At 69.5% G+C, this 24,723-nt stretch carries 26 protein-coding genes and 3 pseudogenes; 7 read left to right on the forward strand and 22 right to left on the reverse strand.

The window, feature by feature from the left end; all coding sequences use genetic code 11:
- Positions 1–132: 132 nt before the first annotated feature.
- Positions 133–2,226, forward strand: coding sequence for a SpoIIE family protein phosphatase (locus tag LWJ43_RS01185; RefSeq protein ID WP_277330376.1), 2,094 nt, complete (start codon positions 133–135; stop codon positions 2,224–2,226).
- A gap of 165 nt (positions 2,227–2,391) precedes the next feature.
- Here the strand turns inward: LWJ43_RS01185 and LWJ43_RS01190 are convergent, their stop codons facing one another.
- The 5 genes and pseudogenes from LWJ43_RS01190 to LWJ43_RS32990 form a co-directional block, all read right to left on the reverse strand.
- The gene (locus LWJ43_RS01190) at positions 2,392–3,039 is read right to left on the reverse strand and encodes an LAETG motif-containing sortase-dependent surface protein (protein ID WP_277330377.1); all 648 of its coding nucleotides are present in this window, start codon (positions 3,037–3,039) and stop codon (positions 2,392–2,394) included.
- 203 nt (positions 3,040–3,242) lie between these two features.
- A complete protein-coding gene (locus tag LWJ43_RS01195; protein ID WP_277330378.1) occupies positions 3,243–3,731 on the reverse strand; it encodes a GNAT family N-acetyltransferase in 489 nt (162 codons plus the stop codon).
- Between the two features lie 42 nt (positions 3,732–3,773).
- Positions 3,774–4,771: pseudogene (locus tag LWJ43_RS01200) on the reverse strand (DUF6397 family protein).
- Positions 4,772–4,880: 109 nt separating this feature from the next.
- Positions 4,881–5,291, reverse strand: a complete 411-nt coding sequence (locus LWJ43_RS01205; RefSeq protein WP_277335778.1) for a roadblock/LC7 domain-containing protein — start codon at positions 5,289–5,291, stop codon at positions 4,881–4,883.
- A 133-nt stretch (positions 5,292–5,424) separates the two neighbouring features.
- Positions 5,425–5,616, reverse strand: a pseudogene (locus LWJ43_RS32990) (hypothetical protein); the annotation flags it as partial.
- 72 nt (positions 5,617–5,688) lie between these two features.
- Here LWJ43_RS32990 and LWJ43_RS01215 point away from each other — a divergent pair.
- On the forward strand, positions 5,689–6,288 hold the full coding sequence (locus tag LWJ43_RS01215; protein WP_277330379.1) for a class I SAM-dependent methyltransferase: 600 nt from the start codon (positions 5,689–5,691) through the stop codon (positions 6,286–6,288).
- A gap of 19 nt (positions 6,289–6,307) precedes the next feature.
- Here the strand turns inward: LWJ43_RS01215 and LWJ43_RS01220 are convergent, their stop codons facing one another.
- A complete protein-coding gene (locus LWJ43_RS01220; protein WP_277335779.1) occupies positions 6,308–7,213 on the reverse strand; it encodes an oxygenase MpaB family protein in 906 nt (301 codons plus the stop codon).
- Positions 7,214–7,428: 215 nt separating this feature from the next.
- Between LWJ43_RS01220 and LWJ43_RS01225 the strand changes: the two are divergent.
- Positions 7,429–8,308 (forward strand): annotated as a pseudogene (locus tag LWJ43_RS01225) (hypothetical protein).
- Between the two features lie 47 nt (positions 8,309–8,355).
- Here the strand turns inward: LWJ43_RS01225 and LWJ43_RS01230 are convergent.
- From LWJ43_RS01230 to LWJ43_RS01240, 3 genes are all read right to left on the reverse strand, one after another.
- Positions 8,356–8,898, reverse strand: coding sequence for an MOSC domain-containing protein (locus LWJ43_RS01230; RefSeq protein WP_277335780.1), 543 nt, complete (start codon positions 8,896–8,898; stop codon positions 8,356–8,358).
- Positions 8,895–9,077, reverse strand: a complete 183-nt coding sequence (locus LWJ43_RS01235; protein ID WP_277330380.1) for a hypothetical protein — start codon at positions 9,075–9,077, stop codon at positions 8,895–8,897. Before LWJ43_RS01235 ends, LWJ43_RS01230 begins: the two co-directional genes overlap by 4 nt.
- 95 nt (positions 9,078–9,172) lie before the next feature.
- Positions 9,173–10,237, reverse strand: a complete 1,065-nt coding sequence (locus LWJ43_RS01240; RefSeq protein WP_277330381.1) for a fatty acid desaturase family protein — start codon at positions 10,235–10,237, stop codon at positions 9,173–9,175.
- 258 nt (positions 10,238–10,495) lie between these two features.
- Here LWJ43_RS01240 and LWJ43_RS01245 point away from each other — a divergent pair, with 258 nt between their 5' ends.
- From LWJ43_RS01245 to LWJ43_RS01255, 3 genes are all read left to right on the forward strand, one after another.
- Positions 10,496–13,414, forward strand: a complete 2,919-nt coding sequence (locus LWJ43_RS01245) for a DEAD/DEAH box helicase (protein WP_277330382.1) — start codon at positions 10,496–10,498, stop codon at positions 13,412–13,414.
- Complete coding sequence (locus LWJ43_RS01250) at positions 13,411–14,694, forward strand: SWIM zinc finger family protein (RefSeq protein WP_277330383.1); 1,284 nt, start codon at positions 13,411–13,413, stop codon at positions 14,692–14,694. The genes LWJ43_RS01245 and LWJ43_RS01250 overlap by 4 nt, the downstream gene beginning before the upstream one ends.
- 106 nt (positions 14,695–14,800) lie before the next feature.
- On the forward strand, positions 14,801–15,382 hold the full coding sequence (locus tag LWJ43_RS01255; protein WP_277330384.1) for an N-acetylmuramoyl-L-alanine amidase: 582 nt from the start codon (positions 14,801–14,803) through the stop codon (positions 15,380–15,382).
- Between the two features lie 339 nt (positions 15,383–15,721).
- On the opposite strand, the gene LWJ43_RS01260 is transcribed toward LWJ43_RS01255, so the two are convergent.
- The 13 genes from LWJ43_RS01260 to LWJ43_RS01320 form a co-directional block, all read right to left on the reverse strand.
- Positions 15,722–17,371 (reverse strand): MFS transporter, encoded by a 1,650-nt coding sequence (locus LWJ43_RS01260; protein WP_277330385.1) that lies wholly within the window; start codon positions 17,369–17,371, stop codon positions 15,722–15,724.
- 182 nt (positions 17,372–17,553) lie between these two features.
- Positions 17,554–18,228 (reverse strand): lytic polysaccharide monooxygenase auxiliary activity family 9 protein, encoded by a 675-nt coding sequence (locus tag LWJ43_RS01265; RefSeq protein ID WP_277330386.1) that lies wholly within the window; start codon positions 18,226–18,228, stop codon positions 17,554–17,556.
- 111 nt (positions 18,229–18,339) lie between these two features.
- Positions 18,340–18,495 carry a DUF6131 family protein gene (locus LWJ43_RS01270; protein WP_277330387.1) on the reverse strand — a complete coding sequence of 52 codons (156 nt, stop codon included), beginning with the start codon at positions 18,493–18,495 and terminating at the stop codon, positions 18,340–18,342.
- 123 nt (positions 18,496–18,618) lie between these two features.
- On the reverse strand, positions 18,619–18,897 hold the full coding sequence (locus LWJ43_RS01275) for a gas vesicle protein K (RefSeq protein ID WP_277330388.1): 279 nt from the start codon (positions 18,895–18,897) through the stop codon (positions 18,619–18,621).
- Positions 18,894–19,121 (reverse strand): gas vesicle protein, encoded by a 228-nt coding sequence (locus LWJ43_RS01280; protein WP_277330389.1) that lies wholly within the window; start codon positions 19,119–19,121, stop codon positions 18,894–18,896. The genes LWJ43_RS01275 and LWJ43_RS01280 overlap by 4 nt, the downstream gene beginning before the upstream one ends.
- A gap of 2 nt (positions 19,122–19,123) precedes the next feature.
- Positions 19,124–19,936 (reverse strand): GvpL/GvpF family gas vesicle protein, encoded by an 813-nt coding sequence (locus tag LWJ43_RS01285; protein WP_277330390.1) that lies wholly within the window; start codon positions 19,934–19,936, stop codon positions 19,124–19,126.
- A gap of 19 nt (positions 19,937–19,955) precedes the next feature.
- A complete protein-coding gene (locus LWJ43_RS01290) occupies positions 19,956–20,291 on the reverse strand; it encodes a gas vesicle protein (protein WP_277330391.1) in 336 nt (111 codons plus the stop codon).
- Positions 20,288–21,379, reverse strand: a complete 1,092-nt coding sequence (locus tag LWJ43_RS01295; protein WP_277330392.1) for an SRPBCC family protein — start codon at positions 21,377–21,379, stop codon at positions 20,288–20,290. Before LWJ43_RS01295 ends, LWJ43_RS01290 begins: the two co-directional genes overlap by 4 nt.
- 6 nt (positions 21,380–21,385) lie before the next feature.
- On the reverse strand, positions 21,386–22,327 hold the full coding sequence (locus LWJ43_RS01300) for a histone H1-like repetitive region-containing protein (RefSeq protein ID WP_277330393.1): 942 nt from the start codon (positions 22,325–22,327) through the stop codon (positions 21,386–21,388).
- Positions 22,328–22,334: 7 nt separating this feature from the next.
- Positions 22,335–22,589 carry a gas vesicle protein GvpG gene (locus LWJ43_RS01305; protein ID WP_277330394.1) on the reverse strand — a complete coding sequence of 85 codons (255 nt, stop codon included), beginning with the start codon at positions 22,587–22,589 and terminating at the stop codon, positions 22,335–22,337.
- A gap of 1 nt (position 22,590) precedes the next feature.
- The gene (locus LWJ43_RS01310; protein WP_277330395.1) at positions 22,591–23,340 is read right to left on the reverse strand and encodes a GvpL/GvpF family gas vesicle protein; all 750 of its coding nucleotides are present in this window, start codon (positions 23,338–23,340) and stop codon (positions 22,591–22,593) included.
- A gap of 3 nt (positions 23,341–23,343) precedes the next feature.
- A complete protein-coding gene (gvpJ, locus tag LWJ43_RS01315; protein ID WP_277330396.1) occupies positions 23,344–23,787 on the reverse strand; it encodes a gas vesicle protein GvpJ in 444 nt (147 codons plus the stop codon).
- Positions 23,788–23,818: 31 nt separating this feature from the next.
- Entirely contained in the window at positions 23,819–24,163 is a 345-nt protein-coding gene (locus LWJ43_RS01320) for a gas vesicle protein GvpO (RefSeq protein WP_277330397.1), read from the reverse strand.
- A gap of 123 nt (positions 24,164–24,286) precedes the next feature.
- Between LWJ43_RS01320 and LWJ43_RS01325 the strand changes: the two genes are divergently transcribed.
- On the forward strand, positions 24,287–24,721 hold the full coding sequence (locus tag LWJ43_RS01325; RefSeq protein WP_277330398.1) for a hypothetical protein: 435 nt from the start codon (positions 24,287–24,289) through the stop codon (positions 24,719–24,721).
- The last annotated feature ends 2 nt before the right edge of the window (positions 24,722–24,723 follow it).

Consider the following 24,723-nt stretch of genomic DNA (forward strand, 5'->3'; position numbering starts at 1 on the left):
ACGGACGCCGCAGGGCACCGGCGCCGGGTCTCCCGCCGATATCGCTGTGGCACTCCCGCATCGCGGGCTCGACAATTGAGGTCTACGGGCCGCGACGTCCAGCAGCCCCGCCGGACGACCTCCGGAGCACGCATGACCGACTCTTCACGGCGAGCAGATGACGACGCGACGTCGCGGCTTCCGCTCGAACGGCGACGCGCCGGTGAGACCGGGACCGCGGAGCGCCTCGCCCTGAACCGGACCGGCAGTTTCGAGTGGGATCTGGACGCCAGGACCGTGGACGTCGACGACGCCGGGCTGATGGTCCTCGGCCTCGACCCCGCGACGTTCGAGGTTTCGCCCTCGGCCGTTTTCGACCGGCTGGACGAGGCGGACCGTGCGCGCCTGGAGTCCGCTGTCGACGAGGCGATATCCGGCGGGAGCAGCTCCTACAGCGTCCACTTCCAGGTTCCTCTGCGGGACGGGACCCTCCAGTGGACGCACGTCCAGGCACGGATCCTGCGGTCCGAGGACGGGCGGGCACACCGGGTCATCGGTGTGGTGCGGGACGCGACGGCCGAGGTCACCCATTCGGCCTTCGTCCTGGATCTGGAGAAGCGGCGGCGGCGCCAGACCAGCATCGTCGAGCGCACCACCGCGGCGCTGTCACGTGCGGTGACCGTGGACGACGTGACCGCCGCGCTCACGGGCCCGGGCGGCCTGGTCGGGATCGGCGCCGACGGTCTCGCGCTGGGGCTGGTGGAGAATTCCGCGCTCAAGATCATCGCGCTGAGCGGTGACTCGGTGGAGGTTCTGGAGGGTCTGGGATCGGGGAACCTGGACGCCACACTCCCCCTCGGGGACACGATCCTCAGCGGGCGTCCCCGGTTCATCACCTCGCTCGCGGCACTCGTACGGCGCTATCCGGTGCTCGCACCGCACATCGGGGAGCTGGAGTTCCGCGCGGTGGCGTACCTTCCGCTGATCGCGCAGGCACGCTCACTGGGCGGACTCGCCCTCTTCTACCGCGAACGCACGGTGTTCAGTGCGGACGAGCGGATCCTGTGTCTGGGCCTGGCAGCGATCGTGGCCCAGTCGCTGCAGCGGGCGATCCTCTTCGACGAGGAGCGCGAATTCGCCACAGGGCTGCAGTCGGCCATGCTTCCCCGACGGATCCAGGAGATCGAGGGCGGCGAGATCGCGGTCCGCTACCACGCCGCGTGGAGCGGGCGCGAGGTCGGCGGCGACTGGTACGACGTGATCACGCTCCCCCGGGGCCGTATCGGCGTCGTGGTGGGTGACGTGCAGGGACACGACACCCACGCCGCGGCGATCATGGGCCAGCTGCGGATCGCCCTCCGCGCCTACGCCGCCGAGGGGCACCCCCCGGCCACCGTCCTGGCGCGTGCCTCCCGCTTCCTCGCGGAGCTGGACACCGACCGGTTCGCGACGACGACGTACGCGCAGGTGGATCTTGCGACGGGAGCGGTGCGGGTGGCTCGCGCCGGGCACTTCGGACCGCTGATCCGGCACACCGACGGGCGGGTCGGTGTCCCCCAGATCCGTGGGGGTCTGCCGCTCGGGATCTCCTCGGACTTCCATGACGAGGAGTATCCGGAGACCCGTCTCGACCTGGTGCCGGGCGAAACCTTCGTCCTCTACACCGACGGTCTCGTCGAGGAACCGGGTGCGGACGTCGACGCGGGGGTCGCCGCACTGATCCACGAGGTGAGCGAAGGGCCCGACGGAGCCGAGGCGCTGGCGGACCACCTGTCGGACCGGCTGTGGGAGCGGTGGGGTTCGGGCGACGACGTGGCGCTCCTGGTCCTGCGGCGCAGCCCCGACCTGGGTTCACCCCAGGCTCCCCGGCTGCACCAGTACATCCACCAGGCGGATCCTCAGGGGCTCTCGGAGGCCCGGTCGATCGTGCGTCAGGCACTCGCGGACTGGGACCTCGCGGGCTTGGCCGACGACGCCGAGCTCGTCACCGGGGAACTCCTGGTCAACGTGCTGCTCCACACGGAGGGCGGGGCGGTCCTGACTCTGGAGGTGCTTCCGGAACCCGTTCGGCACATCAGGCTGTCGGTCCAGGACCGCTCGAGTGTCTGGCCGCGACGCCGGACCCCGGGTGAGACGTCGACCTCAGGGCGCGGTCTGCTGCTCCTCGACGCGGTCGCGGAGCGCTGGGGGATCGAGCCCCGCGGGGAGGGCAAGGCCGTCTGGTGCGAGATCGGCCCCAGCACCTGATCGAGTGGCTGCGACCGTGGCCGTGGTGGGACGTGTCGGGAAGCCACCAGGACGGAGCCGATGCGCGGAGCACCGCGGGGGTGTACCGCACCGTGGTCGGTGCGGTACACCCCCGCCCGGCCTGCCGGTGTTCTACGACCGTCGTGCCGGAGTGGTTCGGACGCGTCAGTGCTGCACGCTGCGGCGCTTACGGACGGACCACAGGATGCCGCCGCCGGCCAGCAGAACCGCGAGAGCGGCTCCACCGATGACGGGCGTGGCGGACGACGAACCGGTCTCGGCCAGGTCCGGCGCGCTGCTGCTCGACTCCGCGGGGGCGGGTGCGGCCTCCGTGGCGGTCTCGCTCGGCGTCGCACTCGGCTCAGGGGTCTCCGAGGCGGGCGGCTCCGTGCTCGGGGTCTCCGAAGGTGTCTCCTGGGGCGGAGTGGGCGACGGGGTGTCGTCGTCCTCGCACACCGGAGCGGTCTTCGTCTGCTCGAAGGAGTACTTGTCGTCGTCCCCGGCCTTGACGACGAGGTGAACCTGCAGCTCCTTGTCGTGCTTCGGGAGCTGGAGAGGGGTCTTCGTGCTGTAGCTACGGCCGAAGTCGGTGGTGGCGAGCACATCTTCGCCTCCCACGACGGACACGGTCACCTGGTTGGTGGCGCGGTCCGAGTAGGCCGTCAGGTTGAGCGTCACTTCGGAGCAGGTCACGGCCCAGGTGGGGGTGTGAGCTGCGGCCGGACCGGCGGAGATGACCCCACCGGCCAGGCCGACAACCGCGGCGGCCGCGAATGCTCCCGCGCCACGCCACGATCTCCTGGGTATGGTCATGGATTCTTCCTCCATATGAGTACACCGCCGAGATGGCGGTGGGGCGCACAGTACTGCCCCCTGCCCCCGGAGGCGCACCCGCCCCACACATCAGCCACACATCAACCACACGCAGATCGCCGCTACTTATGACATCACAGACACCACAGGATGGCCGGAAGCCACCGTTCCCACGACGGAACCCGGTGGCACCTGAGGGCGCTTCAGAGGGACTTGTACATGATGTGCAGTCCCACGTAGCCGTGTTCAGGATGGTTGAACCCCTCGGGCAGAGTCCCGATGATCTCGAAGCCCAGGGATCGGTACAGCTTCACGGCGTTCGCGTTCGTCTCCACCACGGCATTGAACTGCATGGCGCGGTATCCCGCCTTCCGCGCCCAGTCGACGGTGTACGCGCAGAGGGCGCGACCCACGCCCCTGCCGGAGTGCTCCGGGGCGACCATGTAGCTGGCACTGGCGATGTGCGAGCCGTTGCCCATGTGGTTTCTGTTCATCTTGGCCGTGCCGAGGACAGTTCCGGCGTCATCGACCGCGACAACCGTGCGGTTCGGTTCCTCGATGAGCCACCAGCTCTGAGCCATGTCCTCCGCGAGCTCCGTCGGGTAGGTGAAGGTCTCCCCGGCTGCGACGATGGCATGGAAGAACGGCCAGATGGAGGGCCAGTCCTTCTCCGTGGCTTCTCTGATCAACATGGGGGCCAAGATGACAGGGGCGGACAGCCCCGCGCAATCGCTTTACCGAGCTCCGCGACCAGGCCCGCGCAGTCCGATTCTGCCGAGCAGCCCCCGGCCGGCACCGAGTTGCGTGGTAGGGCTTCGCGAGACTCGGCCCGGGCACCGGGACGCGGCCCCGAGACCGACCGGCATCGGCACGTCCCGCGCCATGGCCTCCGGCAGCGGCCGGGCCGGCACCGGGGCGGCCTGAAGCGACAGGAGCGCGGGGTCGTACCCTGGCCGAGGAGCGTTACGGGTCTCACGCGCCTGTTCCAGCTCCAGCGTCAGATTCACCCGCCGCCAGAGGATTTCATCCGGATCGTCCGCCAGTACCAGTCGCGCCATCGCCTCCCTCCCCGCCACGGATCCCGGACGTCCGAAGGCTGATTCGGGCACCATCCGGGCGAGGTGTGCGCGCTCGTAAGGATCGTCCACCACCTCCGCGAGCTGGACCGGGTCAAGAGCGGTGGCCTGCAGGGCGGCGCGCGCCCAGGGGTCATCCGTGCGGTTCAGCAGCCGGTCGACCCTGCGTGAACGCCAGTTGCGCGCACGACGGTCGGTACCGGCCTCCAGCATGGTTCGCATGCCCACAGGGCTCTTCCCCGCGACGAGGTGGGGTTCCCGCGCGGCGAAGGCGAGGAGTTCGTCCACCAGATAGAGCCAGACCACCGTGCGGTAGCGGTTCAGACAGAACGCGACCGGTGAGACGCACCCGACGCCAGGCCGGTGAAGCGCGGGATGCTGACTCCGAGCAGCGTGGCGCCCTCCGCCGTCCCCGCTGTGCGAACCTGATCCCGGAGGGACTCGGGGAACCCTGGCAGCGCACGCAGCCGGCCGATCTCCTCCCCGCGGATTCGCGGCCTCGCCCCGCATACCGACGGCTCCGCACCGATCAGCCCCAGATGGACGGCGAGATCGAACTCGCCACGCCGCAGACTCAGTTCCCGAGCTGCGCGAACCGCTGACACCGGTGTCGCCGTACCGGCGGCGAGCGCGCCGCCGGCTTCCGTAACCGTCATGATCTTCCTCCCCCGTGAGGTCGAATACTCTGTGTGACCACGGTAGCTCCGGGAGGCATGACACGCTTCAACCTGTGGACAACTCCTGAATGTCCACCAACATTGCAGGTCAGGGGCGTTCGATGCTGTCGACCCCCTGTCGTGCCGTCACTCCGAGGTGCTCGCCGACCCGATTGACCAACAGGGTCATCTCGTACGCGACCTGGCCGATGTCGGCCTCGGCGGCGGTCAGTACGCACAGGCAGCTGCCGTCACCCGCCGCCGTGACGAACAGCAGGGCCTCGTCGAACTCCACCATGGTCTGGCGCGCCTTGCCCGCCCCGAAGTGACGCCCGGAACCACGGGCCAGGCTCTGCAGGCCCGACGAGACCGCCGCCAGGTGCTCCGCGTCCTCACGGGCCAGACTTGTGCTGGCCCCGGTCACCAGCCCGTCGTTCGAGAGCACCAGCGCGTGCCGGATGTGCTCCACCCGGCTGGTGAGATCGTCAAGGAGCCAGTCAAGTCCCCGGTCCAGCGCCATGTGCTCGTCCTCCCCGTTCATCAGTTCCCCGCGTTCCGCGCAAGCCTTCCGTACGGTTCCGCTGCGGGCAAGCGCCTCCCCACCCCGGGGGCGTTGCTTCGCGCCACGGTCGGCCCCGTGCCGAGGACCGGTGTCAAGTACACGATCGGTTGTCCCCCGCCCTGCCCGGACTCCGTTCCGGGCAGGGCCCGCCGCTCGGCTCACGACGCGTCCGCCTGCCCCGCCCCTCGGCCACGGATTCGAGGAACCGCGCGGTGCGCATCCGCCCGGCGTACTCGACCACGCGGATCAGAACGTCCTTCCCGGAGGCGCGGTCACGTGCGTCGCGGTACACGCGCGAACGCGTGTACCCCCGCGTGTCGTTCCGCTCGGCCGGGGACTGCGCGATCATGTCCTCATGGCCGACGACCACACACACGTCCAGGACTTCTTCGCCGCACGGGCGGCGGACTGGGACAGCCGTTTCCCCGACGACGGCCCCGCCTACGCCGCGGCCGTCCAGGAGCTCGGGCTGCGCCCCGGCCACAGCGTGCTCGACGCGGGCTGCGGAACCGGGCGTGCGCTGCCGGCCCTGCGCGGGGCGGTCGGCCCCGGGGGCACGGTGATCGGGGCGGACCTGACGCGCGACATGCTGAACGCGGCCCTGCGAGCGGGAAGAGCGGCGAGCGGCGCCCTGCTGATGACGGATGCGGCGCGGCTTCCGCTGCGTACGGCGACCCTCGACGCCGTCTTCGCCGCCGGGCTCGTCTCGCATCTCCCGAACCCGGGGCGGGGGCTGCTGGAACTGGCCCGAGTGGTACGCCCCGGCGGCCGGCTCGCCCTGTTCCACCCCATAGGACGGGCCGCGCTGGCCGCACGGCACGGCCGGCCCCTCTCCGACGACGATCTCAGGGCGGAGCCACGTCTCACACCGCTGCTGGCGGAGGCCGGCTGGCGGCTGGACGCCTACACGGATGAGGACAGCCGGTTCCTGGCCGTGGCCGTACGGACCGGCTGAGCGGGCCCGGCGCCCGGGTTCACTCGGCCGGTGTGTTCCCGGGCCGCTCGTGCCGCACGGGGCAGCCGCGCACGCCCGGTGTGGGGAACGTGCCGAGCCGGGCCACCTCGTATCCGTCCGGATAGCCCTTGATCTCGGGGTTCTGCCGCGCGTGGTGCGGCGTGGAGCGCGGTGGCAGGAGCCTCACGGCACGGGCCCTCAGGCGCAGGGCCCCGCGGGTAAGCCCCCGGGCGACCGGACCCGGCCGGCTGTACCGGAAGGCCCGGAGCAGCGAGTCGTCGAGCAGGGCGAGGCTCGCTCCGCGCACCACGGAAGCGAGGGGGCGCGGGTACCAGGAGCCCATCAGCGCCAGGGTGGCGTCGGAGACAGCGCGCGCTTCCTGGTCCCAGCCGAAGTGCTCGTCCTCGTAGGCGTCCAGGACGCGTTCGAAGTCCTCGTACGTCTGCGGGAGGTCCTGGATGCCCATGCGTGCGCCGAGGGTGCGGTAGTACGCGGCGAAGGCACGCAGTTCGTGGCTAGACAGCTTGCGCCAGCCGTAGGTGTCGAGCCAGCGCTTGGGGGTGACGACGAATGTGCACAACACGTAGCGCATGTCGTCGTTGCTGATGTCGTAACTGCGGTGCATCCGGTTGATCCGCCGGACGGCCGTACGGCCCTGTTCGCTGTCGAAACCGTGCTCCACGACGGCGTCGAGAAGAAGTGCGGTGTCGTCGTACCTCTTCTGTGAACGTTCCGTCAGTTCGGCTGTCTGCGCCAGGAGTCGCCCGATGCTGGGGACGGCGTAGGTGCGGTACAGGGCGAGTTCGAGAGCGCGGGTGATGTCCCAGGGGAACTCGTACGTCACGGTGAGCCGGTAGATCTCCAGGAAGTCCCGCTCCGGATCCAGGCGCTGGATCTCCTTGAGACGTTCGTACCGCTGGACCATGCTGTCCCCCTCGTCGGCCGGAGCCACCACCCTAGGGGTGCCGGGCACGTGGCCACCACGGTGCGAGGGGCGCCGCCGGCGCGCGCCGGCGGCGTATCCCGCCCCCGGGTCACCGGACCGTCCTCGCTTGTCAGGGCCTCGACGACAGGGTTACCGAGTAGTTAAGGTGCGCCGACGGACCAAGCGATCAGGAATGAGGGATGAGGGTGGGTGCTGTGGCTGGGACGGACGATACGGCCGCCGACGACGACGCACTGTTCGTGCTGACCGCGGTGCTGCTGACTCCCGCGCAATTCCCCAGTGTGCTCGGCGACGACTACGTGGCCGCGTGTGCCGCGCTCGGTCTCGAGCCGTACGCCGAGGGGTACGGCCTGGTGCTCGGCCAGGACAGCGGGGGTGCCCGCTGGACCGTGGTGGTCGAGGACGTCTCACTGGTGGCGGTCGCCATCGCCTCGTGGGACTGCGGGATGGAGTACGACCTCTCCCCCGATGACCGCTCCGTGGTCTGCGCGCTTCCTGGATGGCCACTCGCGCTGGCGGTGGCCGCGCCCGGTGTCCCCGAGCCCCACGACCCGTCGCCGGGTCCCGACGGCGACGATCCGGCGCCGCTGACACCGCCGGACACCGAGGTGTGGGGGCCTCCGCAGCGGCGCCTCGGGGCGGACGAGATCGCCCTGCAGTGGGCGGCCTGGCGGGGACAGATCGACGACGAGACCGCGTTCGGCCGGCCGGAGGAGCGGCCCGAGGAGCCCGCTTCCGGTGCCGGGGTCCGGACCGACGGACGTTCGGCCGGCGAAGACACGGCGGAGTCCGCCGGATCTGGTCAGCACCCCGGCGTACGCAGGGCGCTCGAAGCGGCTGGTGCCTACATCGGCTCTCCGCCCCCCGCCGGCCGGATCCGCTCCGCGTTCGCTCCGGGCGGTGCGCGCACGCTGCGGGTCGACGGGCCGGGCTGGTCGTTGGTGGCCAGGACCGACGACATCGCCTTCGTGCTGCTGGACGAGGAGCCGGGAGAGATCATTCCGGTGGGGCCGCGGCCCGGAGTTGCCGGGACTGCTGAAAGCTCTCGACGAACTGGCGGTCCGTCCGTCCTGACCGTGTGTGGTGTGCGCGCACGGCCAGGACGGCACGAGCCGTGGGTACTACACACGCTCCAGGCGGTGGTGGGGCTCGGCGGGCAGCACGGCCTTGATCACGTCACCGGGCCGAACGACTCCGCCGGTCCGGACGACGCCCATGATCCCGGCCTTGCGCACGACGGTGCCGTCGCCCGCCCGCCCGACGACCTGCTTGAGTAGCCCGTCCTGGAAGATGTCGATCTGCAGACAGGGGTTCCTCAGACCGGTCACCTCGACGACGGCCTCGGCACCGAGGTGCAGCAGGGTGCCCGCGGGGAGGCCGAGGAGATCGATCCCCTCGGTGGTGATGTTCTCCCCGAGGTCCCCCGGGGAGACGTCGAATCCGGCCCGCCCGAGCTCGGTGAAGAGCTCCTGGTGGATGAGGTGGACCTGGCGCAGGTTGGGCTGCGTCGGGTCCTGGGCCACGCGCGAGCGGTGCTTCACCGTGACTCCCGCGTGGACGTCACCCTCCACACCGAGTCCGGCCAGGAGCGTGACGCTGTCCCTGTTCGGCTTGGTGAAGGAGTACACGCCGTTGCTGCTCACCGCGGCGACTGTGCTGTTCAGCGCCCTATCTCCTTACGACTGATCCTGCGGAGCCTGCGCCTCTGCGACGGGTCGAGCATCAGGTACCCGATCGCGGGTACGCCGATGAGGACCAGCAGCGACCACCAGAATCCGATGAACGGAATCAGGACGACTGCAGCGACGACTCCCCCGATGGCGATCTTTCCACCGTTCGACATGATCCGTGCCTCCTCCGCGGCCGGAGCCGCTCCTGATGTGTGAACGCTTCCGCGCCCCCGTCGGTTCCGGCCGTGCGGCACGAGTCCTGCCAGGGCTACCGGAGCGGCTCGCCGACCTCGTGCATGTGCCGCAGCGCCTGTCGGTAGGACTCGACGATGCCCGTCTCGGCGTACGGCATCCCGATGCTCGCGCAGTGCGCCTTCACCAGTGGCTGGGCCAGCCGCAGGTGGGGGCGGGGCATGCTGGGGAAGAGGTGGTGCTCGATCTGGTAGTTGAGCCCGCCGAGGAGCCAGTCGGTGAGGAAGGCTCCCCGGACGTTGCGCGAGGTGAGGACCTGGCGCTGCAGATGACCCCAGCGGTCGCCGTCGGGGTCGGGCATCTCCATGCCCTTGTGGTTCGGGGCGAAGGCCATGCCCAGGTGAAGTCCGAACAGCGCGTGGTGCACGAGAGCGAAGACGAGGGCCTTGCCGGGCGACATGACGGTCAGGAGCAGCGCGGCGTACAGGGCGAGGTGGCCGACCAGCAGAACGCCGGCCAGTGCCCGCTCACGGGCGGGCTGCCGCCGGAGGAACTGGAAGCCGTAGATCTTGAGGGCGATGCCTTCGAGGAGCAGCATCGGGAAGAACAGCCGTGCCTGGTTGCGGGTGAGCCAGCGGGCGAATCCCTCACGCTGGGCGGCCTGCTTCTGGGTCCACACCAGGGCGCCGACACCGACGTCCGGGTCCTTGTCCACGTGGTTCGGGTTGGCGTGGTGGCGTACGTGCTTGTCGTTCCACCAGGCTTCGTTCATGCCGAGGAGCAGATTGGCGTGCACGAGTCCGACGACCCGGCCCGCCTTGCGGCCGGCGGTTATCTGGGCGTGGCCCGCGTCGTGACCGTAGAAGGCCGTGCGGGTCCACAGGATGGCGAGCGGCAGGGCGAGCAGGAGGTTCCACCAGGTGTCACCGAGCAGGATCATGCCGGTGATCACGGCGCCGAGAGCGACCATGTTGAGCGCTATCCCGGCGGTGTACCAACCGGTGCGCCGCTCCAGGAGTCCCTGCCCCCTGACGGTCTTGAGGAGCGGAGCGAAATCGCTTCCGGGAGCCTGGGGGCTTCCCGTACTCTCCGATCCGTCGCGTATGTGTTCCGCAACGGTGGCTGCTACCGCCTGGGGCATGATGTCTCCGGTTTCTCGGCATCTGCGCTGACCTCGTCAAACGTACGGAAAGCGGGCCTGTGGCAGCCATGGCGCCATCACCCCGGCCGTGCGGGGGAAATCCCCCGTGTCCCGTGGTGGTGCGGGCTGCACCTCAGACTTCAGAAGGCAGAAACGAGTGAGGTGGATCACCGTGCGTTTCTCCCGGGACGGACCGTGGGTGGGGTACCCTCGGCGACCCCGAGCTCACTAGTCAAATTTGAGGAATCTGACATCGCTGTGCACAGGCTCCCTGCGGCAACGCTCAACGAGATCTCCGAACTGTCCCGCTGCTCCGCAGTCTTCCTCCCCGCGGATCCGGCCCGTACCGGCCTGATCGCATTCTGGAATGCGGACGGTAGCACCCCTCCCGGTGATCCGGGCAGTCGTCACGGCGATGGGGAGAGTCCTCCCTGTGCGGCAGGAGGCCGGACCGACCTGACGGTCGTCGGGAGCGACCTCCGCCCGTACGCCGTCCCGGCGTTGCTGATGCCCGTGCGGGACGCGCTGCCGGTCCTGACACGCGCCCGGGCCGACAGTCGTTCCTCCGCCTCCACGGCGTTCTGGGGTGCGGCGGGGGTCCTCGCACTCCAACTCGTCGCGCGCGGCCTGCTGCTGCCCGGGCTGAGCGCCACGGACCGCGATGCCTGGCGTGCCGGCCCGCTGACCGCGGACGACATGGAGCGGATCCGGGTGCTGGCCGCGTCCATGCCGCCGGAGGCACACGCGGTACCGCTCGACGCCTCGGCCGTTCCTGTGATGCTGGCCGAGCCGGAGTCGCTGCTGCGGTCGTTCATCGACGCGGTGACGGACGGTCTGCCCCGCACTCCGGCGGCTCCGTCCCTCATGGGTGCACCGGCGTTCGCCGACCGGGCGGCGCAGCAGCTGCCCCGACTCCGGGCGTGGGCGGCCGATGTGGCCGCGGGCCACGATGCGGGCGTGCGGCTCTCGCTGCGCGTCGAGGTCTCGGGCCTCGGCAGTGCGGGGCGTCAGGAGGCCGCGGCCGACGACGAGCCCTCCTTCCGCGTGGTCCTCCAGATCCACAGCATCCAGGACCCCACCCTGGTCGCGGATGCGGCGGACGTGTGGGCCGACCGCTCCCCGGCCGCCTCGTCGCTCGGCCCGCGCGCACGTATGGACGCTCTGCTCGCCCTGCGGCGGGCGGCACGGGCCTGGCCGCCGTTGACACCGCTCCTGTCGGCCGCGGTCCCGGACGCTGTCGAGCCCGCGGACGAGGAGATCGCGGAGCTGCTGGGTGCGGCGGCGAGGGCACTCGCCGCGACGGGCGTCCAGGTGCACTGGCCCAAGGAGCTGGCGAGGAAACTGACCGCGCGGGCGGTGATCGGCCCCCAGGACGAGGAGGACGGCGCTGCCGCGCGGACCGAGTCCGACACGCCGTCCTTCCTGTCGGCCGACGCGCTGCTGGCGTTCGACTGGAGGTTCGCACTCGGCGACCGGAAGCTGAGCCGGGCGGAACTCGACCGGCTGGCAGAGGCGGGCAGACCACTGGTCAGGCTGCGCGACCAATGGGTGCTCGTCGACCCGGAGGACGCACGGCGCGCCCGTGAGTCCCAAAACCGCAAGGTCACCCCCATCGACGCTCTGGGTGCCGTGCTCACCGGGTCCACCGATGTCGACGGCCGCCGGGTGGACGTGGCCGCGACGGGCTGGCTCGAACAGTTGCGTGCGCGGATCACCGATCCGGAGTCCGGGGACCACCGTACGGTCGGACAGCCGGAGGCACTCGACGCCGCTCTGCGCGACTACCAGCTGCGCGGCCTGAACTGGCTGCACACCATGACGTCGCTCGGTCTGGGATGCTGTCTCGCCGACGACATGGGACTCGGGAAGACGATCACGCTGATCGCGCTCCATCTGCACCGGCAGGGCATCGATCCGGCTGCGGGGCCCACGCTCGTGGTGTGTCCCACCTCCCTCATGGGCAACTGGCAGAGGGAGATCGAGAGATTCGCCCCGGGGACACCGGTGCGCCGCTTCCACGGCGGGTCGCGCTCCCTGGAGGGCCTGGTGGACGGTGAGTTCGTCCTCACCACCTACGGCACGATGCGTCTCGACACGGCGCGTCTGGCCCAGGCGTCCTGGGGCTTGGTCGTCGCCGACGAGGCGCAGCACGTCAAGAACCCTCACTCGGCTACCGCGAGGCAGTTGCGCACCATCGGTGCCCGGGCCCGCGTCGCCCTGACCGGTACCCCGGTCGAGAACAACCTCTCGGAACTGTGGGCGATCCTGGACTGGACGACCCCGGGACTCCTCGGGCGGCTCGGTACGTTCCGTACCCGCTACGCGACCGCCGTGGAGGGAGGCGACGACCCGGCCGCGGCCGAGCGGCTCGCCTCGCTCGTCCGGCCGTTCCTCCTGCGGCGCCGCAAGTCCGACCCCGGCATCGCACCGGAGCTCCCGCCGAAGACCGAGACCGACCGCGCCGTGTCGCTGACGGCCGAACAGGCGGGCCTGTACGAGGCGGTGGTGCGCCAGACGCTCGACGAGATCGGCGGCTCCGACGGATTCGCGCGGCGCGGGCTGGTCGTCAAGTTGCTGACCGCTCTCAAACAGATCTGCAACCACCCGGCGCAGTACCTCAAGGAGGAACAGCCGCGGATCGCGGACCGGTCGGGCAAGGTGGAGCTGCTGGACGAGCTGCTCGACACGATCCTCGCCGAGGGGGCGAGCGTGCTGGTGTTCACCCAGTACGTCCAGATGGCGCGGCTGCTGGAGCGTCACCTGGCGGCGCGGGGGGTCCCCACCCAGTTCCTGCACGGCGGTACCCCGGTGGCCGAGCGTGAGGCCATGGTCAACCGCTTCCAGGCCGGCGGGGTTCCGGTGTTCCTGCTGTCGCTCAAGGCCGCGGGCACGGGGCTCAACCTCACGCGTGCGGAACACGTCGTGCACTTCGACCGGTGGTGGAATCCGGCCGTGGAGGCCCAGGCCACCGACCGTGCGTACCGGATCGGCCAGACCCAGCCGGTGCAGGTGCACAGGCTCATCGCCGAGGGAACCGTCGAGGACCGGATCGCCGCGATGCTGGCCCGGAAGCAAGGGCTCGCGGACTCGGTGCTGGGGGGCGGCGAGGCCGCACTGACCGAGTTGAGCGATGCGGAGCTGGCCGAGCTGGTCGAACTGCGAGGGGGCGCACGATGAACAGGGGTAACGAGCCGGAACGTACGTTCGCCGCGCTTCCGCCCTCACAGGGCCGCGGGTTCGCGTCGTCGTGGTGGGGGCGGGCCTGGCTGAAGGCGTTGGAGGACACGGCCCTCGACGCCGGGCAGCTCAAGAGAGGCAGACGGCTGGCACGCGAGGGCAGGGTCGGCGCGGTGTCCGTCAGGCCGGGCCGGCTCACGGCGGTCGTGCAGGACCATGACTCGACGGCGTACCGCAGCGATGTGCTGCTCCCGGAGCTGAGCGAGGAGGAGTGGGACCGCTTCCTGGACATGGCGTCGGAACGGTCCGGGCACATCGCCGCGCTGCTCGACCGTGAGATGCCACCGCATCTGGTGGAGGACGCCGCCGCGGCGGGACTCGATCTGCTGCCGGGTATCGGAGATCTGGAGCCGGAGTGCAGCTGCGATGCGTGGGACCACTGCCCGCACACGGGCGCCCTCTGCTACCAGGTGGCGCGGTTGCTCGACCAGGATCCCTTCGTGCTGTTGTTGCTGCGAGGGCGGGACGAACGGCGACTGCTGGACGAGTTGCAGGTACGCAGCACGGCTCGCGCCGTCCGTGAACCGGGTTCCGGGGCGCAGGCGGGAGACGGCCCGGCGCCGCCGGGGGTTCGCGCCGACGAGGCGTACGCGGCGCGGGACATCCTGCCGCCGTTGCCCCCTGCCCCTCCCCTGCCCACGGAGCCGGGCCTTCCGCCTTCGCTGGACGTGGAGACCGCTCCGGCTCCGGGCATCGACCCCTCGGGGCTGGAGTTCCTGGCGGCGGACAGTGCCCGGCGGGCCTTCGCGATGCTGGCGGAGGCACTGGCCGCCGGCCACGAACAGCAGCCCCTGTCAGCGGCACTGACGCCGGAGCAGGACGCGGTTCGCTTCGCTGCCGGAGGCCGGCCCGGTGCCGGCCTCACCGCACGCCTCGCGACGGCGGCCGGTCGCACGACGGCCGGACTCGACCTCGCGGTGCGGGCCTGGCGGTACGGCGGGACGGCCGCGCTGACGGTGTGCGACGAGCACTGGCTGCCCGGTCCGGACGAGCTCGCCCGGGCGCGGGCTCAGCTCGCCGCGGCGTGGGAGGACGGCGAGGGGCCGCGGCTGCGTGGCACCGACAACCGCTGGACCGTGGTCGGTTCCGGTGCGCAGCTTCGGTACGGGCCGGACGGGCGGTGGTGGCCGTACGCCAAGGAGCGTGGCCGCTGGGTACCGGCCGGGCCGGCGGAGGACGACCCGGCGGCCGCTCTGGCCGGACTGCTGTCCGGCTCCTGAGGGTCTGGGGCCTTCGTCTGCGCTCTCTGCGCCCGCGCGGAACCGTCCGGCGGGGCGGTGCGTGTTGTGCCGTAGACAGGACCAGGTCCCACGCACAGGAGTGCTGATGCAGCGCAGACGGATTCTTCAGGGCGCCGCGGTCACGGCCGCCGCGGCGCTCCTGCCGGCCTCGGTACGCGCCGCGGCCGCGCCGACGGAGGGGACGGACTTCCCCTCGGCCCAGTGGTACCCCGCGTCCACGTCCAACTACACGGTGTCGAGTCGTCCTTCGGCCTATCCGGTCGAGCGCGTCATCATCCACGTGGCCCAGCAGACGTTCACCGAGACGATCGGTATCTTCCAGAATCCGGCCAAACAGGTCTCCGCCCACTACGTGGTGCGCTCGGGGGACGGGTTCGTGGCCCAGTGCGTGCGGGAGCGGGACATCGCCTGGCATGCGGGCAACTGGGACTACAACACCCGGAGCATCGGTATCGAGCACGAGGGCTGGGTCGATCAGCCCTCGTACTTCACGGACACGATGTACGAGCGTTCCGCGAGACTCACCGCGGACATCTGCGAGCGCTACGGCCTGACGAAGGACCGCGCCCACATCGTCGGCCACCACGAGGTACCGGGGAGCGACCACACGGATCCCGGGGTCAACTGGGACTGGGTGCGCTACATCCGCCTGGTCAACCTGGCCTGATGCCCGGCGCCGGCGAGGATGGAGGGGCCCGCTCCCCACCCCCGCCGGACTTGTGTACGGCCCGTCAGCCCGCCGCGTCGCGCCAGACCGTCAGGTCCAGCGTCACGTACTTGCTCGGCGAGTCCTCGGCCGAGAGGCCCTGCACCGTCACGAGACCCATGTGGCCCGTGCCCGTGACCACACAGACCTGACGGCCCTTGGAGAGCTTCTCCGTGGGGATGGTCTCGGGGGTCGTCCTCTGCCAGTGGCTGGAAGATCTGGGAGCCGTTGCCCCGCTCGTGCTGCTGACCAGTCATCGACTTGCATCTCACCCGAAGGACACTGGTGGCGAACGGCACCCTATCCAAGTGGAGGGGAACCTTCGCCTCCCCCTCGTTCCCCGGGGGGAAGTCCGGCGCCCTGCCCCACGTCCCTCCCGGCCGCGCCGCCCCCCTCCTGTTCGGCCGCAGGGGTCAAAGCCTCTCCGCCGCGCAGCCGTTCCAGATCGGAGGCCCGGACCTGTATGACGAACAACGCGATCAGCGCCGCGACGACCGAGATGGCGGCCGCGACGACGAAGGCCATGGAGACGCCCGATGCCAGGACCTGGTCACCCCACGGTGCGGGCAGTTCCCCCGTCCGGCGGAACTGCAACTGCTGGGCGGGGGTGGCATCGGCCAGGAATCGGGGTATCTGATCCATCGCCTCGTTGCGGCTGGCCGTGCCGAACACCGTGACCAGAATGGACAGTCCCAGGGAACCGCCCACCTGCTGGGTGGCGTTGAGCACTCCGGACGCGGCCCCGGCCTCTCTCGGCTCGACACCGGAGACAGCCATCAGCGTCAGGGACACGAACTGCATGCCCATGCCGGAGCCGAAGACGAGAATGGGGCCGAGGATGCTCCCCAGGTAGGTGCTGTTGACATCGGTCTGCGTGAGCCACCCGAGCCCCGCAGCGGCCAGGATCGCGCCCGTCACCATGAAGGGTTTCGGACCCCATCTGGGAAGGAGTTGCGAGGCGATTCCCGCGCTGACCGCGATGATCGCGCTCACCGGGAGGAAGGCCAGTCCGGCCCGCAAGGGACTGAAGTCGAGGATGTTCTGCACGAAGAGGGTCAGGAAGAAGAACATGCCGAACATCGCCGCGGCCAGGCTCAGCATCATCCCGTAGGCCCCGGCACGGTTGCGGTCACGGAACATGTGCAGGGGCGTGATCGGCTGCCTCGACCGGCGTTCCACGGTCAGGAAGACCGCCATGAAGACCACCGCGCCCGCGAAGGCGCCTATGGTCAGGGCGTCGGTCCATCCGTCCTCCGACGCCCGGATGAAACCGTAGACGAGCAGCACCATGCCCAGCGTGGACGTGAGGGCGCCCAGCAGGTCGAAGTGGCCGGGGTGGCGTTCGGACTCCTTGATGAAGCGGGGCGTCGAGAACGCGATCAGCAGCCCGATGGGCACGTTGACGAAGAACACCCAGCGCCAGTCGAGCCACTCCACCAGCAGGCCACCCGCGAGCAGTCCGATGGCGCTCCCGCCGGCGGACACCGCGGCGAACACGCCGAACGCCCGGTTACGCTCGGGCCCCTCACGGAAGGTCGTGGTGATGAGGGAGAGGGCGGTCGGCGAGGCGATCGCACCGCCGACGCCCTGCAGGGCGCGCGCGGCGAGCAGTTGCCAGGACTCCTGCGAGAGGCCTCCCAGCAGGGAGGCCAGTACGAACAGCAGCACACCGAAGACGAACACCCTGCGGCGTCCGAGTATGTCGCCCAGTCGTCCGCCGAGGAGAAGCAGCCCGCCGAACGTCAGGGTGTAGGCGTTGATCACCCACGACAGGCTCTCGGTCGAGAAACCGAGCGAGGACTGGATGTGCGGCAGGGCGATGTTCACGATGGTGATGTCGAGGACCACCATCAGCTGGCACGAAGCGATGATGAGCAGAGCGATCCCCTTGCCGTGTCCCCGCTCCGGGGAGGCGGCAATCGGCGCGGCGCTCGCTCGGGATCCAGTCATGACGCTTGGTGTCGTACGGGCCGACAGTGAACAAAAACGTTCACTCATCGACGTTAGGGCGGGCCGGACGGCACCGCCAATCGATCACCGTGCGCGCCTGAGGACGCCCGCGCGTGCGGCCCTTCGTGGCCCCGCCGGACCTCGGCGGCCGGCGGGGCCACGCCTTGCGGCCGCGAGCCGGATCAGGTGAAGTTCACGTCACTGCACAGGAAGTACGTCTGGTCCATGTGCGACGCCTGCCAGATCGTGTAGACCACGTGACGTCCGCCGAATCCTGATGTGCTCACCGGGATCTCGTAGTTCTGGCTCGGCGCGTAGCTGCCTGTCTCGGCGACCAGTTGGAGGTCACCCCAGGTCAGCTCCTCCGTGGCGGGGTCGAACCCCTGCCGGGTGACGTACACCTGGAAGTAGTCGGCGCCGTGACTGGCCTGGTCGTACAGCTTCACGGTGAAGTCATCGGTGATGTCCGTGGTCTTCCACGCACCCACGGTGTCGAGCGAGTTGTACCGCCCGCCTTCCGTCCGGCCACCGCTGCACAGCTGTCCGTCGGGCACGGCAGCCGGGAAGTCGCCTCCCGAGCCGTTGCGGTACAGACCGTTCCAGTTCCACATGGCGTTGGGGTCGGCCTGCCATGCCTGCCAGCACATGGGGTCCTCCTGCGCCATGGCCGGGTTCTGGAAGTCATCGCCCCAGCGCAGCCAGCAGCCGTAGTTGCGGGAGGCGGGGTCGACGACAGAGCCGTGGGCGCTCGCGGTGCCCGTCCAGGGGAGGAGGCACAGGACGGCGGCGACGAGTACGCCGCAGAGGCGCACCACCCGGCCGCCTAAACTGACGCGAGCATGACAAGACACACTCATGGCACGATCTCCTTTTTCAGGGAGGTGGGGGAATCGATCGGCGTGGGAGCGCTCCCGCGCCGCCACTCGGGCTATGCCCGGCCACTCACACCTCAAACACCCGGCCGGCGGTCACCAGTAGTGGCGACGGCCACCGACAGCGTGCCCCACGGCCCCCAGGAGCCAGAGAGCGAGCCCGATCACGAGCAGAATGATCCCGATGGTCCACAGGACACCGAGACCCGTCACCAGACCGAGAACGAGAAGGACGGCTCCAATGATGATCATGACTACCTCCGGCGACGCCACCCTGTACGAAGAGTGCGCGCATATATGAGCATATGCCCTATCAGCTGTCGCGTGCACTGCCGTGCCACCCGCCACCGCTGACCCCCTCGGGGCCGGGGTACGTCAATCGCGGGGTAGCAGGGAGCCGAGCGGTCCGAGATCGAGGTTGAGGTCCTCCGGCCGCACTCCGTGCTGGTCGCAGAGCTCCGTCATCCGCTGGTCGAGCATCATGAGCGTCGTCCCGATCTCCTCCACCTGACCGTCGGTGAGGTCCCCCTGGTCGATGCGGCGGATGGCCTGCCGCTCCATGAGCTGCCGCAGCAGTTCCACCACGGTCAGTACCAGGGCCACGAGGTCACGCCCCAGCTCTGCCTGGTCGACGTCGAGCCGTGGGGTGGTCACAGCGGGCCTCCGTCCGCCCAGGGCGCCGGCACGCGCTCGTTGACGGAGGAGAGCAGGGCGTGGAGCGACAGCCGCACGAGTGGGACGTCCGCGATCGCGATCACCAGATCACCGCTGATCACCACGCCCGTCGCGAGAATCCGGTCCAGCAGGTCGACCAGGGGGACCCCGATGGGGCCGCGCAAGGGCTCGGGATTCTCCCAGGGCACCACCTCGCGTTCCATCACTACACCTCACCGACGAAGGAGTACGGCACCCAGGGCCCCGAGATGTCGATCCGGGCACCGGTCGTGTCCCGCAGCGCACGGGTGAGCGGTTCGAGTTCAGCCGCTCGGTGCTCGGCCACCAGATACGTGGCGTTGAGCACCTGGACGTCGTTCTTTCCAGCCGGCTCAGGAGCGTGGAGCCGCAGTCGGCGCCCTGCGGCGGCGAGGCCCCGGAACGCGGCATCAACGTTTTCGGCGAGCCGGAGGGAGTCCTCGTGCCGCCGTTCGCGCTGCGCCTGCGCTCCGCGCTTTCGCTCCAGGTAGGCGAGGCCGGCTCCGGGGGCGGGCCGGGCGCCCACGGCCGACGCCTCGGGGCGGGGCCGGGCGGGGGCCGATGCCGTGGGTGCGGCCGCATAGACCTTCACACCCCACTCGGCGTGGTCAGCGGTGCGCTCCAGGGCGGCCAGAAAGCGCTCCGTCTCTCCGAGCAGCGCCTTCTGCGCCCGCTCCTCGTCGTGGTAGAGCGTGGCAAGCGGGAGAGGAACGGTGGGGCACGAGGCGGCGGCTGCCGACACCACGTCGTGGTGCGCGCGTGCGTACCGTTCGAGCTCCTCCTGGTCGGACATACGGGCCTGCCATGCCTCGTCCGTGAACTCGGCCGCTCGTACGGTCTGAACGATCGCGGTCAACTCGCCGAACCTCAGTCGACGCAGCGCTTCGCCCGCCGCGACACCCGCCAGTCCCGCGAGGACCGACGGATCGGGCAGCTTGCACACCGCGAATACGTAGAGGGCGCTTTCGGCCGTAGCCTGTTCGGATCCCCGGTCCGTCATGTGGCTCGATTCTCCTTGCTCATGCATGGTCCGACGTCTCTTCCGTCTTCGCCTCGAGCGCCTCCAGACGCTCGCGCAGCGCACGGTTCTCGTCCTGGAGGGAGTGCTGAGCGGCGCGCGAACTCAGCGCGGGATCCGTCTCCCACCAGTCGATTCCGGCCTTCTTCGCGGTGTCGACCGACGCCACGAAAAGGCGCAAACGGATGGTGAGCAACTCGATGTCGAGAAGGTCGATCTTGATGTCACCCGCGATGACGATGCCCTTGTCGAGGACGCGTTCGAGAATGTCGGCGAGGTTGCTGTTCGGCGGCCCCGGGATGGGGTAAGCCTCCCGCCCGTAGTCGAGATCGGTCACCTTGACGCCCTTCGTCCCCGTCGCTTCCTGGGAGCGTCTTCCTCTTCCTCGGGTTCCTCTTCCTCTTCCTCTTCCTCTTCCTCTTCCTCTTCCTCGTCCTCCTCTTCGGGCTCTTCCTCTTCCTCTTCGGGCTCTTCCTCCTCTTCCTCTTCCTCTTCGGGCTCTTCCTCCTCTTCCTCCTCCTCGGGTTCGCCCTCTTCCTCTTCTTCCTCTTCCGGCTCCGCTTCGTCCTCGTATTCGGAGTCGGCGTCCTCGGACTCCTCGCTCTCGGCCTCCTCCTTCTCCATTGCCTCTTCGTGCGTCGTCACGACCTCACCGTCGCGGATTTCACCGCGCCAGCCCTCGGGCTCCTCATCGGTGAGCGTGACGAACCGCTGGAAGAGTTTGAAGTCGAGTCGCATACGACGGCCCTGCACACGCCACAGGTTTCCCGTCTTCTCGAAGAATCCGGAGGGGTAGTACTCGATGACCAGGACGATCCGGGTCAGGCTCGGCGCCAGTTCGTGGAAGCTGACGCAACCCCGTGTGGAGCCCTTGGCACCCTCGGAGGTCCACACGATGCGGTCGTCGGGTACCTGCTCCTGAACCGTCGCCTTGAAGCCGCGCGAGGACGGTCCGATCTTGACCTTCCAGTCGCTCGACATCTCCTCGTCCATCGAGACGCTCTGGACGCCCTTCGCGAAGCTGCCGAACTTGTCGTACCGCGTCCAGTAGTCGTACGCATCGCGCAGAGGCACTCCCACATCGAGGACCTCGATGATGTTCATGGACTTGCCACCGCCGGACTGGCTCTTGCCCTTACCGCCCCCGAACGCGTCCTTTGCTTTGTCCATGACTTTGTCCTTGACGTTCCCGGCCTTCTCCGAGACGAAGGCCTTCACCGGGGATTCGCCCTGCATGACGCGGGACGCAACCGAAGGCAACGTCCCACCGTTCTCCGCGATGCCGGTCAGCTGACCCGTGAGACCGGTCAGCTTGTCCCCGGCCTTCTGGGCGAGTTTGTCCGTCTGGGCACCCAGAAAGTTGGTGAACTCCCCGCGAAGGCGGTCGATGCCCGACTCGGGTTCGTCCTTGTCCGTCCTGGCCATGGCTGCCTACCTCCGCCGTTCGCCGCGCTTGGACGCGGTTCGCTTCGATGACGTCGTCTTCTTGGCCGAAGTGGTTTTGCCGGCCGCTGACTTCTTGGCAGGCGCCTTCCGGGCTGCGGCTTTCTTCGCCGGCGCCGTCTTCTTGGCCGGCGTCTTCTTGGCCGGTGCCGATTTCTTGGCTGCCGTCTTCTTCGCCGTCGCCGACTTCTTCGCTGCCGTCTTCTTCGCCGGTGCCGACTTCTTGGCTGCCTTGGCTGCCGTCTTCTTCGCTGCCGGCTTCTCAGCGGCCTTCTTCTCAGGTGCCCTCTTGGCAGCGGTCTTCTTGGCGGCGGTCTTCTTCGCTGCCGGCTGCTTCCCGGCGGCCTTCTTGTCTGCCCCGCGCCCTGCCTCCCCGCCGGAGGGCCTGCTCCGACGAGGACTCGGCCGGGGCTCCTCCGCCTCCTCCGGCTCTTCCTCGCCCTCGTCATCCTCTTCGGGTTCTTCGCCCTCTTCGGGTTCTTCGCCCTCTTCGGGTTCTTCGTCCTCGTACTCCTCCTCGTCCTCCTCCGGTTCCTCGTCCTCCTCGTCCTCGTACTCGGGCTCGTCCTCGTCGTACTCGCCCTCGTAGTCCTCGTCCTCCTCTTCTTCTTCGTCGGGCGCACCGAGCCGGGACGTCCGGTCGCTGAGCGCGTCGGCCAGCGAGTTCATGCCCCGGTCCGCGGCGGCCGTCAGCGCCTTCCTGCCGGAGTCGAGGAACTCGCCCTTCAACTGGTCCTGGAGTTCCGCGAACTGCGGCATCTCGCTCAGCCTGCGCACACCTTCGGCGGCGATCTGTCGCGGCTCCAGCCCGAACCGTCTGCCCGCCAGATAGGTCGCGATGGAGAGCGCGAGACGGCCCTTCTTCGTGCGCCCCAGTACGTATCCGCCCACCACGGCTGCTGCGAGCGTCACCTTCGTCTGATCTTCCATGAGTGAGTCACCTTCGATGATTCGGCGTGGGGCGGACCCGTCCGGCATGGAGCCGGTCGAGCAACTCCTCCTCTTCCCGTTCGAACTCCTCCAGGCTGACGATGCCGTCCTCGAGCTCCTGGTTCAGCTCGGCGAGCTGGGCCCGGATCACGCTCGGGTCGTGGAGTTCCCGGTCGGCGACGTCGTCCACCTTCTCCGCGACCCAGATGACGCCGCGGACCGGTGCGAGTGGCAGCAGGAGCAGACCGGAGAGCAGTCCCATGTCAGCCCCCCGCGGCCTGAGCCCGCAGAGGACGGGAGGAGACGAAGCTGTAGCAGGGCAGAGGCCCCGCCAGCCTGAGTTCGACGTGGTCGCGATGCGTGTCGGCGAACCGCTGCACCGTGTCCCGGAAGGTGTCGCTCTCGCTCCGGTCGACGAGGAACGACACGTTGAGCGCGCAACCATGGACCTCGGGGCCGGCAGCCGTCTCACGGGCCAGGGGGGTGAGCTTGTGGAGGACCTTCTTCCCCGCCTCGGCCGCACGGCGGGACAGTGCGGTGGAAATCGCCTCGCCGAGCCTGACGTTCGCCTCGTAGCCGGGGCGCCTGCGGACCGCTTCGCGCAGCCGTCGCACGTTGTTCTCCTGGGCGACCACGGCCGCGAGCGCGTCCTGGGCGGGGAGCGCCTTGAGGTTGATCTCGACGCCGCCGTCCAGATGACTCAGCGTGGCGAGGTGCTCCGCCTGCGATCCGGCAAGCTGGGCCCGGACCGACCGCTCGTCCGGTGCGATCGCCCCGAAGCGCATGGGCAGGACGGGTCCCGCCTCCGCGAGGCGCAGGAGCACTTCCTGGTGTGCCATCAGGTCGCGCCTTCTGGCACGCAGTTGCGGAGGCGCGTCGCTCACCACTGCGGTGACCCGTCCCTCGTCCACCAGTCGCAGGGCGGCAGGCGGGTTGCCCACCCCCACCGCCTCGGCCGGTAGCACCGCTCCCGCCGGGATGATCGCGTAGACGTACACGCCGTTCTCGGTCACGGGTCATGCCTCCACGCGTCGGCGTCGGCTCGCCCCGTCTCGTGCGGGTGCCCGGCGCTTCCTCGGCTGCTCGTCCTGGTCGTCGTCCCCGTCGCCGCCCCCCACCGCCTTGCGAACGCTGTCACCGACGGACTCCGCCGCCTTTCGCACCTTGCGCTTGCCGATCGACTTGGCCGCACGCCCGCCCAGCAGTTCGGGAATGGTGGTACTGCCCGAGTCACGTTCCAGGTCGAGGCGGTTGCACGCCTCGGCGAAGCGCAGATAGGTGTCCACACTCGCGACGACGATGCGCGCGTCTATCTTGAGGATCTCGATCCCGACGAGTGACACCCGGACGAACACGTCGATGACCATGCCGCGGTCAAGGATGAGTTCCAGAACGTCGTAGAGCGTCCCGGCCCTCGGCGGGCAGGGGGCGACTTCGTCGGCGTACATGCTCGTGGTCATGAAGGGTCCTTCCGGGTGGGAGGCGAGCGGATCATTCGTCGGCGGAGCCACGCCTGTAGCGGCGGACCCTGCTGTACTCCATGAGTTCGCCGCGCTCGTCGATCTGCACCTCGTAGGAGGCAAGCAGGCTCGTGGTGTCCGGGATGCGGGGGACTTCGAGCACGTCGACGACGACGCACCATCCGTCGTCCTTCCGCCTCACGGCGGACACCCCCTCCGCGGAGTGGCAGATCAGCCTTTCCAGGCTCTCGCAGGCGGCATGGGCAGCGTGCTCGGGACCGTGTCCGGTCGAGGGCCGGGGGGCCGCCTTCTTCGCTGTCTTCTTCGCTGCCCTGTTCGCGGTGTGCCCGGATCGGGAGGTTTTGTTCTCTGCCATGAAACCCAGTGTGGTCAGGATCGGTTGCGTCGCATCTCGACGGAGGCGCGGGTGGATGACGGCACTCACTCTTTCGGCGTTCCGGCCCGACGCGTGGCGCGGGACGCGTGCACAGTCGTAGGCATGAGTGAGAGCGGTGGACCCGATGAGGCACACGTACGGCCACCCGGGGCCGGTGACAAGACCGTCGAGGCGCTCGGAGCACTGACGGAAGCGCTGGAGAGGGTGGAGCGTGCCCGGGGGCAGCTCTACGGGTTCCACCAGCTCACAGGGGGCGCGGACCTGACGCTGGACAGGGCGGTCGAGCTACTCCGGATGAGTGGCCACCCGGAGCACGCCGACCTGGTGGAGCGGGAGATCCTGGGACGCAACGTCATCCCCGGCTGCTGGACCTTCCAGCTCGTCGAGGCCTACGACGACACGTACTACCGGCCGTTCGTCGAGGTCGAGGAACGGGTGCGGCAGGAACTCGTGGGCGGGCGGCGCCACCTCTACGAGACGCAGATGAAGGAAGCCCGGCGTACGCGCGGCCACCCGCAGCACACGGCTCGGCCCTGACG

This window comes from Streptomyces sp. JH34 (assembly GCF_029428875.1).
Taxonomy (GTDB): Bacteria; Actinomycetota; Actinomycetes; order Streptomycetales; family Streptomycetaceae; genus Streptomyces.